At 56.6% G+C, this 14,229-nt stretch carries 10 protein-coding genes; 6 read left to right on the plus strand and 4 right to left on the minus strand.

Annotated features, from left to right (window positions below; translation table 11 throughout):
- Positions 1–209: 209 nt before the first annotated feature.
- The 3 genes from aceB (at position 210) to aceK (ending at position 5,001) form a co-directional block, all read left to right on the plus strand.
- Positions 210–1,811, plus strand: a complete 1,602-nt coding sequence (gene aceB, locus SP99_RS01150; RefSeq protein ID WP_047957515.1) for a malate synthase A — start codon at positions 210–212, stop codon at positions 1,809–1,811.
- A 31-nt stretch (positions 1,812–1,842) separates the two neighbouring features.
- A complete protein-coding gene (gene aceA, locus SP99_RS01155) occupies positions 1,843–3,147 on the plus strand; it encodes an isocitrate lyase (protein WP_045286166.1) in 1,305 nt (434 codons plus the stop codon).
- Between the two features lie 117 nt (positions 3,148–3,264).
- Complete coding sequence (gene aceK / locus SP99_RS01160) at positions 3,265–5,001, plus strand: bifunctional isocitrate dehydrogenase kinase/phosphatase (protein WP_047957516.1); 1,737 nt, start codon at positions 3,265–3,267, stop codon at positions 4,999–5,001.
- Positions 5,002–5,038: 37 nt separating this feature from the next.
- Here the strand turns inward: aceK and iclR are convergent, their stop codons facing one another.
- Positions 5,039–5,869: a glyoxylate bypass operon transcriptional repressor IclR gene (iclR, locus tag SP99_RS01165; protein ID WP_047957517.1), complete on the minus strand. Its 831-nt coding sequence runs from the start codon at positions 5,867–5,869 to the stop codon at positions 5,039–5,041.
- Between the two features lie 193 nt (positions 5,870–6,062).
- Between iclR and metH the strand changes: the two genes are divergently transcribed.
- Positions 6,063–9,746 (plus strand): methionine synthase, encoded by a 3,684-nt coding sequence (gene metH, locus SP99_RS01170; RefSeq protein ID WP_045286169.1) that lies wholly within the window; start codon positions 6,063–6,065, stop codon positions 9,744–9,746.
- Positions 9,747–9,862: 116 nt separating this feature from the next.
- Positions 9,863–11,494: a Na/Pi cotransporter family protein gene (locus SP99_RS01175; RefSeq protein WP_025759001.1), complete on the plus strand. Its 1,632-nt coding sequence runs from the start codon at positions 9,863–9,865 to the stop codon at positions 11,492–11,494.
- Here SP99_RS01175 and SP99_RS01180 read toward each other — a convergent pair.
- Both SP99_RS01180 and SP99_RS01185 read right to left on the minus strand, forming a co-directional pair.
- The gene (locus SP99_RS01180) at positions 11,491–11,778 is read right to left on the minus strand and encodes an addiction module antidote protein (RefSeq protein ID WP_013095028.1); all 288 of its coding nucleotides are present in this window, start codon (positions 11,776–11,778) and stop codon (positions 11,491–11,493) included. The genes SP99_RS01175 and SP99_RS01180 overlap by 4 nt on opposite strands.
- 6 nt (positions 11,779–11,784) lie before the next feature.
- Positions 11,785–12,087 (minus strand): type II toxin-antitoxin system RelE/ParE family toxin, encoded by a 303-nt coding sequence (locus tag SP99_RS01185; RefSeq protein WP_029882644.1) that lies wholly within the window; start codon positions 12,085–12,087, stop codon positions 11,785–11,787.
- Positions 12,088–12,283: 196 nt separating this feature from the next.
- On the opposite strand from SP99_RS01185, the gene rluF reads away from it, so the two are divergent.
- On the plus strand, positions 12,284–13,153 hold the full coding sequence (gene rluF, locus SP99_RS01190) for a 23S rRNA pseudouridine(2604) synthase RluF (RefSeq protein WP_023621411.1): 870 nt from the start codon (positions 12,284–12,286) through the stop codon (positions 13,151–13,153).
- Between the two features lie 67 nt (positions 13,154–13,220).
- Here rluF and panS read toward each other — a convergent pair whose 3' ends face one another.
- The gene (gene panS, locus SP99_RS01195) at positions 13,221–14,165 is read right to left on the minus strand and encodes a ketopantoate/pantoate/pantothenate transporter PanS (protein WP_047957518.1); all 945 of its coding nucleotides are present in this window, start codon (positions 14,163–14,165) and stop codon (positions 13,221–13,223) included.
- Positions 14,166–14,229 lie beyond the last annotated feature (64 nt).

Consider the following 14,229-nt stretch of genomic DNA (forward strand, 5'->3'; position numbering starts at 1 on the left):
TTTTTTATTTCCGAAATGCCACTCATCAAGCGAGGTAACTTTAATCTCATTAAAATCAATTGGTTGCCTGTTATTTTAAATTAAAATGGAAATTGTTTTTGATTTTAGAAAAAATGGAGATAGTCTTAATTCTGCTGAGCGAAAACTACCCAACGATCTTTCGTTCGCATCGGGGGCGTGATTTTGGATCTTTGATGAGGAGCAGAGTAATGACTCAACAGGCAACGACGGTCGATGAACTGGCCTTTACCCAGCCGTATGGCGAGCAGGAACAGCAAGTATTGACGGCAGAAGCGGTAGAATTTCTGACTGAACTGGTAACCCGCTTTACGCCACAGCGTAATAAGCTGCTGGCGGCACGCATTCATCAGCAGCAGGAAATTGATAACGGCAAGTTGCCTGGTTTTATTTCGGAAACCGCTTCCATTCGCCGTGGTGAATGGAAAATCCGCGGCATTCCTGACGACTTACAGGATCGTCGCGTTGAGATCACCGGCCCGGTGGAGCGTAAAATGGTGATCAACGCCATGAACGCGAACGTTAAAGTCTTTATGGCCGATTTTGAAGACTCACTGGCACCGGACTGGCGTAAGGTCATCGAGGGGCAGATCAACCTGCGCGATGCCGTGAACGGCACCATCAGCTATACCAACGAAGCCGGTAAAATTTATCAACTCAAACCGAACCCGGCGGTGCTGATCTGTCGCGTACGTGGTCTGCATCTGCCGGAAAAACATGTTACCTGGCGCGGGGAAGCCATTCCGGGAAGCCTGTTTGATTTTGCACTCTATTTCTTCCACAACTATAAAGCCCTGCTGGCAAAAGGTAGCGGCCCGTATTTCTATCTGCCTAAAACGCAGGCCTGGCAGGAAGCGGCCTGGTGGAGCGAGGTGTTCAGCTATGCGGAAGATCGTTTCAACCTGCCGCGTGGCACCATCAAGGCCACACTGCTGATTGAAACATTGCCCGCAGTGTTCCAGATGAACGAAATTCTCCATGCCCTGCGCGACCACATTGTCGGCCTGAACTGTGGGCGCTGGGACTATATTTTCAGCTATATCAAAACCCTAAAAAACTATCCCGACCGCGTGCTGCCGGATCGCCAGGTCGTTACTATGGATAAACCTTTCCTCAGCGCCTACTCGCGTCTGCTGATCAAAACCTGCCACAAGCGCGGCGCTTTTGCGATGGGCGGTATGGCGGCCTTTATCCCGAGCAAAGATGCTGAGCGTAACAACCAGGTGCTCAACAAGGTTAAAGCCGATAAAGAGCTTGAAGCACGTAACGGCCATGACGGGACGTGGATCGCGCACCCGGGTCTGGCGGATACGGCCATGGAAGTCTTCAACCGCATACTCGGTGACAACAAAAACCAGCTGTTCGTCACGCGCGAAGAGGATGCCCCAACGGCGGAAGAACAGCTGCTGGCCCCGTGTGCAGGCGAACGTACGGAAGAGGGCATGCGCGCCAATATTCGCGTGGCCGTGCAGTACATCGAAGCGTGGATCTCCGGCAACGGCTGTGTACCGATCTACGGCCTGATGGAAGATGCCGCGACGGCAGAGATCTCACGCACCTCAATCTGGCAGTGGATCCACCATCAAAAAACGCTCAGCAACGGCAAGCCGGTGACCAAATCCCTGTTCCGCCAGATGCTGGCTGAAGAGATGCGGGTGATCCAGGACGAGCTGGGCGAACACCGCTTCAGCAGCGGACGTTTTGACGACGCCGCGCGCCTGATGGAGCAAATCACCACATCAGATGACTTAATCGACTTCCTGACCCTGCCGGGCTACCGCTTCCTGGCGTAACTCACCACATAACAATATGGAGCATCTGCACATGAAAACCCGTACCCAACAAATCGAAGAATTAAAGAAAGAGTGGACACAGCCTCGCTGGGAAGGCATCCGCCGTCCTTATAGCGCGGAAGAGGTGGTGAAATTACGCGGCTCGGTCAATCCGGAATGCACGCTGGCACAGAACGGTGCGGCGAAGATGTGGAAGCTGTTGCACGGCGGTTCCAAAAAGGGCTATATCAACAGCCTCGGTGCGCTGACCGGCGGTCAGGCACTGCAGCAGGCGAAGGCAGGCATTGAAGCTATTTATCTCTCCGGCTGGCAGGTCGCGGCGGATGCCAACCTGGCGTCCAGCATGTATCCGGATCAGTCGCTCTATCCGGCTAACTCGGTGCCGTCGGTCGTGGATCGGATCAACAACACCTTCCGCCGTGCGGATCAGATCCAGTGGGCCGCAGGTATCGAGCCAAACGATCCGCGCTTTATTGACTACTTCCTGCCGATCGTCGCGGACGCAGAAGCCGGTTTTGGTGGCGTGCTGAACGCATTTGAGCTGATGAAATCGATGATTGAGGCCGGTGCAGCGGCCGTTCACTTCGAAGATCAGCTGGCCTCCGTGAAGAAGTGCGGGCACATGGGCGGAAAAGTTCTCGTCCCGACCCAGGAAGCGATTCAGAAGCTGGTAGCGGCGCGTCTGGCCGCTGACGTGCTCGGCGTGCCGACGCTGGTCATTGCTCGTACCGATGCGGACGCAGCTGACCTGATCACCTCGGACTGCGACCCGTACGACAGCGAGTTTATTACCGGCGAGCGCACCAGCGAAGGGTTCTATCGCACTCATGCGGGCATTGAGCAGGCGATCAGCCGTGGCCTGGCGTACGCCCCATACGCGGACCTGGTCTGGTGTGAAACCTCGACGCCGGATCTGGCGCTGGCAAAACGCTTTGCCGATGCCATCCACGCGAAATACCCGGGCAAACTGCTGGCCTATAACTGCTCACCGTCCTTCAACTGGCAGAAGAATCTGGACGATAAAACTATCGCCAGCTTCCAGCAGCAGCTGTCCGATATGGGCTACAAGTACCAGTTCATCACCCTGGCGGGTATCCACAGCATGTGGTTCAACATGTTCGACCTGGCCCATGCCTACGCGCAGGGCGAGGGCATGAAGCACTATGTTGAGAAGGTGCAGCAGCCAGAATTTGCCGCCGGTAAAGAGGGCTATACCTTCGTTTCACATCAGCAGGAGGTGGGAACCGGCTACTTCGATAACGTGACAACCATCATTCAGGGTGGCGCCTCCTCCGTCACCGCTTTAACGGGATCAACGGAAGAAGCACAGTTCTAATCTTTTCCCCCCTTACCCTAACCCTCTCCCCGAAGGGGAGAGGGGACGGTCTGGTGCAGATCTGTTTCTCCCTCGCCCCATTGGGGAGAGGGCCGGGGTGAGGGGTAAGGGGAATATATGTCGCGTGGTCTGGAATTACTGATTGCCCAAACTATTCTGCAGGGCTTTGATGCACAGTATGGACGTTTTCTGGAAGTGACCTCCGGCGCCCAGCAGCGCTTTGAACACGCTGACTGGCATGCGGTGCAGCAGGCGATGAAGCAGCGTATCCATCTTTACGACCACCACGTGGGTCTGGTGGTGGAGCAGTTGCGCTGTATTACCGACGGTAAAAGCCCGGATGCGGAATTTTTGCTGCGCGTGAAGGATCATTACACCCATTTGTTACCGGACTACCCGCGCTTCGAGATTGCGGAGAGCTTTTTTAACTCCGTCTATTGCCGGTTATTTGACCACCGCTCATTATCTCCTGAGCGGTTATTTATCTTCAGCTCCCAGCCCGAGCGACGCTTTCGTACCATTCCGCGTCCGCTGGCTAAAGATTTCTTCCCTGATAGCGGATGGGATAAGCTCCTGCATCGTGTGCTAACTGATTTGCCGCTGCGCTTGCCCTGGGAGAATAAAGCCCGGGATATTGGTTATATCCACGCCCATCTTATTGAAACTTTCGGTACGGAGGTGCTCAGCCACAGCCATCTGCAGGTCGCCAATGAGCTTTTCTACCGCAATAAAGCCGCATGGCTGGTCGGTAAACTGATTACACCCTCGGCCATTCTGCCGTTTCTGCTGCCCATCCATCGCACCGATGACGGAGAACTGTTTGTCGATACCTGCCTGACCACCAGCGCGGAGGCCAGCATTGTGTTTGGCTTCGCCCGCTCCTACTTTATGGTCTATGCCCCGTTACCTGCCGCGCTCGTGGAGTGGTTGCGTGAGATCCTGCCGGGCAAAACCACGGCCGAGCTGTATATGGCGATTGGCTGTCAGAAGCACGCCAAAACGGAAAGCTACCGGGAGTACCTGCGCTATGTCACCACCGCCGATGAGCAGTTTATTGAAGCGCCCGGCATTCGCGGCATGGTGATGCTGGTATTTACCCTTCCGGGCTTCGACCGCGTATTTAAGGTGATCAAAGATAAATTCGCGCCGCAGAAAGAGATGACCGCGGCACACGTTCGTGCCTGCTACCAACTGGTGAAGGAGCACGATCGCGTCGGACGCATGGCGGATACTCAGGAGTTCGAAAACTTTGTGCTGGATAAGCAGCAGATCGATCCGGCGCTCATGACCCTTTTACTGCAGGAAGCCCCGGGTAAAATCACCGATCTTGGCGACAAAATCGTAATAAGCCATCTCTATATTGAACGCCGCATGGTGCCGCTGAATATCTGGCTGGAGCAGTCCGAAGGCCAGGCGCTGCGTGATGCCATTGAAGAGTACGGCAACGCGATTCGCCAGCTTGCCGCGGCCAATATTTTCCCCGGCGATATGCTGTTTAAGAACTTCGGCGTCACGCGTCATGGACGCGTGGTGTTCTACGATTACGACGAAATTTGCTACATGACAGAAGTGAATTTCCGCGATATCCCACCGCCCCGTTATCCGGAAGATGAGCTTTCCGGCGAGCCGTGGTACAGCGTCTCACCGGGCGATGTCTTTCCTGAAGAGTTTCGCCACTGGCTGTGCGCTGACCCGCGCATCGGGCCGTTGTTTGAAGAGATGCATGAGGATCTGTTCCGCGCCAGCTACTGGCGGGGACTGCAAACGCGGATCAAAAATGGGCATGTGGAAGATGTCTACGCTTACCGCCGTAAGCAGCGCTTTTGCATCCGGTTTTCAGAGGGCATCATGTAGGCCGGGTAAAGCGAAGCCGCCACCCGGCAATGCATGCCTAACGGATCCCACCATACGCCAGGGTCACCTCTTTCGCCGCCTTAATCACCAGCGCACCCAGCTCGGTGACCCGATCGTCGGTCATGCGGGAAATCGGCCCGGAGATGGAGATGGCGGCAAACGGTTCGCGGTGTTCGTCAAAGATACAGGCTGCGATACAGCGCAGGCCGAGGGCATGTTCTTCGTCATCAAACGAATAGCCACGCTTGCGGGTCAGGGCCAAATCTTCTTTCAGATGCACCGGCGACACCAGCGTAGCGTGCGTGTAGGCATGCAGTCCCTTGCGGTGCAGCAGCCCTGTCACCTGTTCCTCGCTCAGCTGTGACAGAAACGCTTTCCCCGCGCCCGACGCGTGCATCGGCAGCTTGCCGCCAATGGGGGCTGACATGCGCATCAGCTGCGTGCACTGTACCTGGTCAATAATGATCGCCTGATGATCACTCTGGTCGAGTACCGCCAGGTTTACCGTCTCGCCGGAATCTTCCATCAGCTTGCGCAGAATCGGGTGCACAATCGCCAGCAGGTTGCGGCTCTGCAGGAAGCTGCTGCCGACGATAAACGCATGGGCGCCTACCGCCCAGTGCCCCAGCTCGCCGACCTGACGGACAAAGCCCAGCTGTTGCATGGTGGTCAATAGCCGGTGGGTTGTGGAGTTCGGCAGGCCCGCCTGCTGCGCCAGCTCCGTCAGGGCCACGCTGCTGTGCGACTCGGCTATCCACTCCAGCAGCTTCAGACCGCGCGTGAGCGATTGAACCTGTCCGCTCTGTTGTGCGGCGGCGGTGGTGGCAGCAGGTTTTCTGCCGCGTTTAGCGGGAACGGTCGCGACCATGACGATCTCCTTTTTCTGTATCGTGGAAATCATTTTCGTTTTATTTGGTGAATTTGCAACCGTTATCCTGACTGATCGGAGGAGTGATGGTGAACATGTCTCATGTTACCCCTGAGTGACTTTTCCACCCTGCGAGATTGTGCCAGTATGGGATGCAGCCTTTTGGCCTTGTTGAGCGTTGTCGGGAGCAAGTGTGAGCAGCAAAGTAGAGCAACTGCGTGCGCAGTTAAATGAACGAATTCTGGTGCTGGACGGCGGTATGGGCACCATGATCCAGGGCTATCGCCTGAGCGAAGACGATTTCCGCGGCGAACGCTTCGCTGACTGGCCATGCGACCTGAAAGGAAACAACGACCTGCTGGTGCTCAGCAAGCCGTCCGTGATCAAGGATATCCACAACGCCTACTTTGAGGCGGGCGCGGATATTATTGAAACCAACACCTTTAACTCGACAACCATCGCCATGGCGGATTACCAGATGGAATCCCTGTCGGCGGAAATCAACTATGAAGCCGCGAAGCTGGCGCGCGCCTGTGCCGATGAGTGGACGGCCCGCACGCCGGAGAAACCTCGCTACGTTGCAGGGGTGCTGGGTCCCACTAACCGCACCGCGTCGATTTCACCGGACGTGAACGACCCGGCGTTTCGTAATATCACCTTTGACCAGCTGGTCGTGGCCTATCGTGAATCGACCAGAGCGCTGGTGGAAGGCGGTTCCGACCTGATCCTGATTGAAACGGTATTCGACACCCTCAACGCCAAAGCCGCGATTTACGCGGTGAAAGAGGAGTTCGAGGCGCTGGGCGTTGACCTGCCGATCATGATTTCCGGCACCATCACTGACGCCTCGGGCCGTACGCTGTCCGGCCAGACAACTGAAGCGTTTTACAACTCGCTGCGGCATGCGGAGGCCCTCTCCTTCGGCCTGAACTGTGCGCTGGGGCCGGATGAGCTGCGCCAGTACGTGCAGGAGCTGTCGCGTATTGCGGAATGCTACGTCACCGCCCACCCGAACGCCGGTCTGCCGAACGCGTTTGGTGAGTACGATCTGGATGCCGACACCATGGCGGCACAAATTCGCGAATGGGCCGAGTCCGGCTTTCTGAACATCGTCGGCGGCTGCTGCGGCACCACGCCGGCGCACATCGCTGCGATGAGCAACGCCGTAGCAGGACTGCCGCCGCGCAAGCTGCCGGAGCTTCCCGTTGCCTGTCGTCTTTCCGGCCTTGAGCCGTTGACCATCGGCGAAGACAGCCTGTTTGTGAACGTGGGTGAACGTACTAACGTCACCGGCTCGGCGAAGTTCAAGCGCCTGATTAAAGAAGAGAAGTACAGCGAAGCGCTGGACGTCGCCCGCCAGCAGGTGGAGAGCGGCGCTCAGATTATCGATATCAACATGGATGAGGGGATGCTCGACGCCGAAGCGGCGATGGTGCGTTTCCTCAACCTGATTGCCGGTGAGCCGGATATCGCCCGCGTGCCGATCATGATTGACTCCTCCAAATGGGAGGTCATCGAAAAAGGGCTGAAGTGCATTCAGGGGAAAGGCATCGTCAACTCCATCTCGATGAAAGAGGGTGTGGATATCTTTATCCACCACGCGAAGATGGTGCGTCGCTACGGGGCCGCTGTGGTGGTGATGGCCTTTGACGAAGTGGGCCAGGCCGACACCCGCGAGCGCAAAATCGAGATTTGCCGCCGCGCGTACAAGATTTTAACCGAAGAGGTGGGCTTCCCGCCGGAAGACATCATCTTTGACCCGAATATCTTCGCCGTCGCGACCGGGATTGAAGAGCACAATAACTACGCCCAGGATTTTATTGGCGCGTGTGAAGACATCAAACGCGAGCTGCCGCATGCGCTGATCTCCGGCGGCGTGTCGAACGTCTCGTTCTCGTTCCGCGGTAACGACCCGGTGCGTGAAGCGATTCACGCCGTGTTCCTCTATTACGCCATCCGCAACGGGATGGACATGGGGATCGTCAACGCCGGACAACTGGCAATTTATGACGACCTGCCTGCGGAGCTACGCGACGCGGTAGAAGACGTGATCCTTAACCGCCGCGACGACGCGACCGAGCGGTTGCTGGATTTGGCCGAAAAATACCGTGGCAGCAAGTCGGATGACGCAGCCAACGTTCAGCAGGCCGAGTGGCGCGCCTGGGATGTGAAAAAACGCCTGGAATATTCGCTGGTCAAAGGCATCACCGAGTTTATCGAGCAGGATACCGAAGAGGCGCGTCAGCAGTCAGCCCGTCCGATTGAAGTGATCGAAGGGCCACTGATGGACGGCATGAACGTGGTGGGCGATCTGTTCGGTGAGGGCAAGATGTTCCTGCCCCAGGTGGTGAAGTCTGCCCGCGTAATGAAGCAGGCCGTGGCATACCTGGAGCCGTTTATCGAAGCCAGCAAAGAGCAGGGCTCCAGCAACGGCAAAATGGTCATTGCCACCGTGAAGGGCGACGTGCATGACATCGGCAAGAACATCGTCGGCGTGGTGCTGCAGTGTAATAACTACGAAATTATCGACCTCGGCGTGATGGTCCCGGCGGATAAAATCCTCAGGACCGCGCGCGAAGTGAATGCCGACCTGATTGGCCTCTCCGGGCTGATTACGCCATCGCTGGACGAGATGGTTAACGTGGCGAAAGAGATGGAGCGTCAGGGCTTCACCATTCCGTTGCTGATTGGCGGGGCGACCACCTCGAAAGCGCACACGGCAGTTAAAATCGAACAGAACTACAGCGGCCCGACGGTGTACGTGCAGAACGCCTCGCGCACCGTTGGCGTGGTCTCCGCGCTGCTCTCTGACACCCAGCGCGATGACTTTGTGGCGCGTACCCGTAAAGAGTACGAAACCGTCCGCATCCAGCATTCCCGCAAGAAACCGCGTACGCCACCGGTAACGCTGCAGGCGGCACGCGATAACGATCTGGCCTTTGACTGGTCGAGCTATACGCCGCCGGTGGCCCATCGGCTGGGCGTGCAGGAGGTGACCGCCAGCATCGAAACGCTGCGCAACTACATTGACTGGACACCGTTCTTTATGACCTGGTCGCTGGCGGGTAAATATCCGCGCATCCTCGAGGATGAGGTGGTCGGTGATGAGGCGAAGCGCTTGTTTAAAGACGCCAACGATATGCTCGATAAGCTCAGTGCAGAGAAAACCCTTAATCCGCGGGGCGTGGTCGGACTCTTCCCGGCGAACCGCGTGGGCGATGACATTGAAATTTATCGTGATGAAACCCGCACTCATGTGCTGGCGGTCAGCCGCCATCTGCGTCAGCAAACCGAAAAAGTGGGCTTTGCCAACTACTGCCTGGCCGATTTCGTGGCACCGAAGCTTTCCGGTAAAGCGGATTATATCGGTGCCTTCGCCGTGACCGGTGGTCTGGAAGAAGATGCCCTGGCGGACGCTTTTGAAGCGCAGCACGATGATTACAATAAAATCATGGTGAAAGCGATTGCCGACCGCCTGGCGGAAGCCTTCGCCGAGTACCTGCATGAGCGCGTGCGTAAGGTGCACTGGGGCTACGCGGCCAATGAGAACCTCAGCAACGAGGAGCTGATCCGCGAGAACTACCAGGGCATTCGTCCGGCACCGGGTTATCCGGCCTGTCCGGAGCACACCGAAAAAGGCACCATCTGGACATTACTGGACGTAGAGGCGCATACCGGGATGAAGCTCACCGAGTCGTTCGCCATGTGGCCGGGGGCGTCCGTTTCCGGCTGGTACTTCAGCCATCCTGACAGCAAATATTTCGCCGTGGCGCAGCTGCAGCGGGATCAGATTGAAGATTATGCCCTGCGTAAAGGCATGAGCGTTGCTGAAGTGGAGCGCTGGTTAGCACCGAATTTAGGCTACGACGCGGACTGACGTCACTTTTCCTTACAACAAACAGGGCGCTCATTGGGCGCCCTGTCTCTTTCTTACGTTTAAACCCTTATACTGAACCTAAGGAAAACGAATAACGATAAGGAGGAAAACCTTCCGTGCTGACCTTGTTACATCTGCTCTCTGCAGTCGCACTGCTCGTCTGGGGCACCCATATCGTTCGTACCGGCGTGATGCGTGTCTTTGGTGCCCGTTTACGCACCGTTCTCAGCAACAGCGTTGAGAAGAAGCCGCTCGCCTTCTGCGCGGGCATTGGCGTGACGGCACTGGTGCAGAGCAGTAACGCCACAACACTGCTTGTCACCTCCTTTGTGGCGCAGGATCTGGTGGCGCTGGCTCCGGCGCTGGTCATTGTGCTGGGGGCGGACGTGGGTACCGCGCTGATGGCGCGTATCCTGACGTTCGATCTCTCCTGGCTGTCGCCGCTGCTGATTTTCATTGGCGTCATCTTCTTCCTCGGACGCAAACAGACGCGGGCCGGGCAGCTTGGGCGCGTGGGGATTGGCCTTGGGTTGATCCTGCTGGCGCTGGAGCTGATTGTTCAGGCCGTCACCCCTATTACTGAGGCCAACGGTGTTCAGGTGATCTTCGCCTCCCTGACCGGTGACATCATGCTGGACGCGCTGATTGGCGCGGTGTTTGCCATCGTCAGCTACTCCAGCCTGGCCGCCGTGCTGCTGACGGCAACGCTCACCGCCGCCGGGGCGATCTCCTTCCCGGTCGCGCTGTGCCTGGTGATCGGGGCTAATCTCGGCTCTGGCCTGCTGGCGATGCTCAATAACAGCGCCGCCAACGCTGCCGCCCGCCGCGTGGCCCTGGGTAGCCTGCTGTTTAAGCTGGTGGGCAGCCTGATCATTCTGCCGTTTGTCCATCCACTGGCGAACCTGATGGACAACCTCCCGCTGCCGAAGGCGGAGCTGGTGATTTACTTCCACGTCTTCTACAACCTGGTACGTTGCCTGGCGATGGTCCCCTTTGCCGAGCCGATGGCCCGCTTCTGTGAGCGCCTGATCCAGGATGAACCGGAGCTGGATGCGCGCCTGAAACCGAAGCATCTGGATACCTCCGCGCTGGATACGCCGGCGCTGGCGCTGGCGAATGCCGCCCGCGAGACGCTTCGCATGGGCGACGCCATGGAAACCATGCTCGAAGGCTTGCAAAAAGTGATGCACGGTGAGCCGCGAGAAGAGAAAGAGCTGCGCAGGCTGGCGGACGATATCAACGTGCTCTATACCGCCATCAAGCTCTATCTGGCGCGCATACCGCAGGATGAACTGGCGGAGGAGGAGTCCCGCCGCTGGGCGGAAATCATAGAGATGTCGCTTAACCTTGAGCAGGCTTCGGATATTGTGGAGCGGATGGGCAGTGAAATTGCTGACAAATCTCTGGCCGCCCGCCGTGCATTCTCCGTCGAAGGGCTGAAGGAGCTGGAAGCTCTGCACGAACAACTTCTTAGCAACCTGAAGCTGGCGATGCTGGTCTTCTTTTCCAGCGACGTGCCAAGCGCGCGCCGCCTGCGCCGCAATAAACATCGCTTCCGTATCCTCAACCGCCGCTACTCGCACGCCCACGTGGAACGTCTGCACCAACAGAACGTACAGAGTATTGAGACCAGCTCACTGCACCTGGGGCTGCTGGGGGATATGAAACGCCTTAACTCATTGTTCTGTGCGGTGGCGTACAGCGTGATGGAACAGCCGGATGAAGATGACGAGCGGGATGAGTATTAATCCCCGGCGGGTTTGATTGTGAGCCCAAGACCCAATGCTTTCATGACCGCCAGCGTGGTTTTAAGCGTTGGGTTCCCCTTATCACTAAATGATCGGTACAGTTGTTCTCGTGACAGGCCAGTTTGCTGTGAAATGGTCGACATCCCTTTCGCTCGCGCGATGACGCCCAAAGCTTTAGCAATATACGCTGAGTCACCAGTTTCTAATGCATCAGCCATAAACACGGCTATTTCCTCATCATCCACCAACGCGATGGCTGGATCGTAGGGTGTTAATTTATGCATGCTCATTCACTCCTGCCATTGGGATACATTGCTCAGCATTTTTGCCATAAGTATGTCTCTGGCCTGGCTGCTTTTGTCACCACCACACAACAGCACGATGATGCAATTGCCCTGGTCTTTAAAATAGATTCTGTAGCCCGGACCAAAGTGGATCCTCAGCTCGCATATACCTTCCCCCACGGGTTTTATGTCGCCCGCTAAGCCATTTGCCAACCGAAAGAGGCGGGAAGCGATAATGGTCCTTGCTCGCCGATCTTTTAAGTTTTGCTCCCAGCGTCGGAAGGATTCTGTCTGAACGATCTCCTTCATATTACTCCCTGTGATTTATAAACTACAAATAAATGTATGTGGGGAGTAACGCTAAAAGGAGTTAGCTCAAGGATAAATGGCCTGACGCTAAATCCTGAAAGTGTCTCGCAAACTAAAAAACCCGTCTCAGTTACCGTCGGCTAATCTTTTTTTCCAGCCCAAACCTAAGGTATATTTCGCCTTCACAGGAGAAACTATGCTGCCAACTCAATCAACCCGATTAAACAAATACATTAGCGAGAGCGGGATCTGCTCACGTCGCGAGGCGGACCGTTACATTGAACAGGGTAACGTGTTCCTCAACGGCAAACGCGCCACGATTGGTGACCAGGTGATGCCTGGCGACGTGGTAAAAGTGAATGGTCAGCTCATCGAACCTCGCGATGCTGAAGACCTGGTGTTTATCGCGTTGAATAAACCGGTTGGGATTGTCAGCACCACGGAAGATGGCGAGCGGGATAACATTGTTGATTTCGTGAACCACAGCAGCCGTATCTTCCCGATCGGCCGTCTGGATAAAGACTCTCAGGGGCTGATTTTCCTCACCAACCACGGCGATCTGGTCAACAAAATCCTGCGTGCCGGTAACGATCACGAGAAAGAGTACATTGTGACGGTGAATAAGCCGGTCACGGACGAGTTTATTCGCGGCATGGGCGCCGGTGTGCCGATCCTTGGGACCGTCACGAAAAAGTGTAAGGTGAAGAAAGAGGCGCCGTTCGCGTTCCGCATTACTCTGGTGCAGGGCTTAAACCGCCAGATCCGCCGTATGTGTGAATACTTTGGCTATGAAGTGACGAAGCTTGAGCGTACCCGCATCATGAACGTCAGCCTGTCCGGTATCCCGCTGGGCGAGTGGCGCGATTTAACCGATGATGAACTGATCGAGCTGTTTAAGCTTATCGAGAACTCCTCGTCTGAAGCGAAGCCGAAGGCCAAAGCCAAACCGAAAACTCAGGCGATTAAACGCCCGGTCGTGAAAGCACCGCAGTCGGAAGAGAAAGGGCGAGGCAAGCCCGCAGGTAAACGCTTTACGCAACCGGGACGTAAAAAGAAGGGGCGTTAAGCCCCTTTTTTCCCCGGCTTGCGCGTGCGGAGAGCGTAGGTCGGGTAAGCGTAGCGCCACCCGACTGTTAAAGACGATATTCGCCAATTTCCTGTGGCTTTTCTTCTATCGGTTTTCCTGACCAGTAGCCCGCCAGCAGCGAACCGGAGAGGTTATGCCAGACGGAGAACAGGGCTCCCGGCAATGCCGCCAGCGGTGAAAAGTAAATTTTCCCGAGCGCTGCCGCCAGGCCGGAGTTCTGCATGCCTACCTCGATTGCCAGCGTGCGGCAGGTCGATTCGTCAAAACCAAACAGCTTCCCGCCCCAGTAGCCGCCCAGCAGGCCGATGGTGTTATGCAGCACCACAGCGACGATTACCACAAACCCCACGGAAGCAATGTGCGACGCGGAGCCCGCCACCACGGCGCTGATGATGGCCAGAATACAGACCATCGAAAAGGCAGGCAGATACGGCTCAACCGCTTTCACCACGCGCGGGAAAAGATGGTGAATGACCAGGCCCAGCGCAATCGGGATCACCACAATCTGCAGAATGCTCAGCAGCATGCCCATCACATCCACCTGAATATGCGCGTCCACGTACAGGCGGGTTAACAGCGGTGTGGCAATTACGCCCACCAGCGTTGAGACGGAAGAGATAGTGACGGAAAGCGCCACGTCGCCTTTTGCCAGGTAGATCATCACGTTAGACGCCGTGCCGCTGGCCACGCTACCCACCAGCACCATCCCGGCGGAGAGGTCGGGCGGCATCTTAAAGGCCATTGCCAGTAGCCACGCCGCAAGCGGCATCACCAGGTAGTGCAGGAAAATCCCTGCTGCGACAGGCGCCGGGCGGGACAGCACGCGTTTGAAGTCGTCGATTTTCAGGTGGACACCCATACCGAACATGATCAACATCAGCAGCGTGGTGACCCACGGACCAATGCCCGTGAACGTAGCGGGAGTGTAATACGCGAGTACGGAGAGCAGCAGCGCCCAGAGCGGGAACAGCCGGGTAATGGCGGATAACATAGTGGATTCCTTGCAGTATTGTCGTGTTGTTTAGTTATGAAAAAGCCGGGTCTGTGCCCGGCTT

It is taken from the genome of Enterobacter sp. BIDMC92 (assembly GCF_001030225.1).
Lineage (GTDB): Bacteria > Pseudomonadota > Gammaproteobacteria > Enterobacterales > Enterobacteriaceae > Enterobacter > Enterobacter sichuanensis.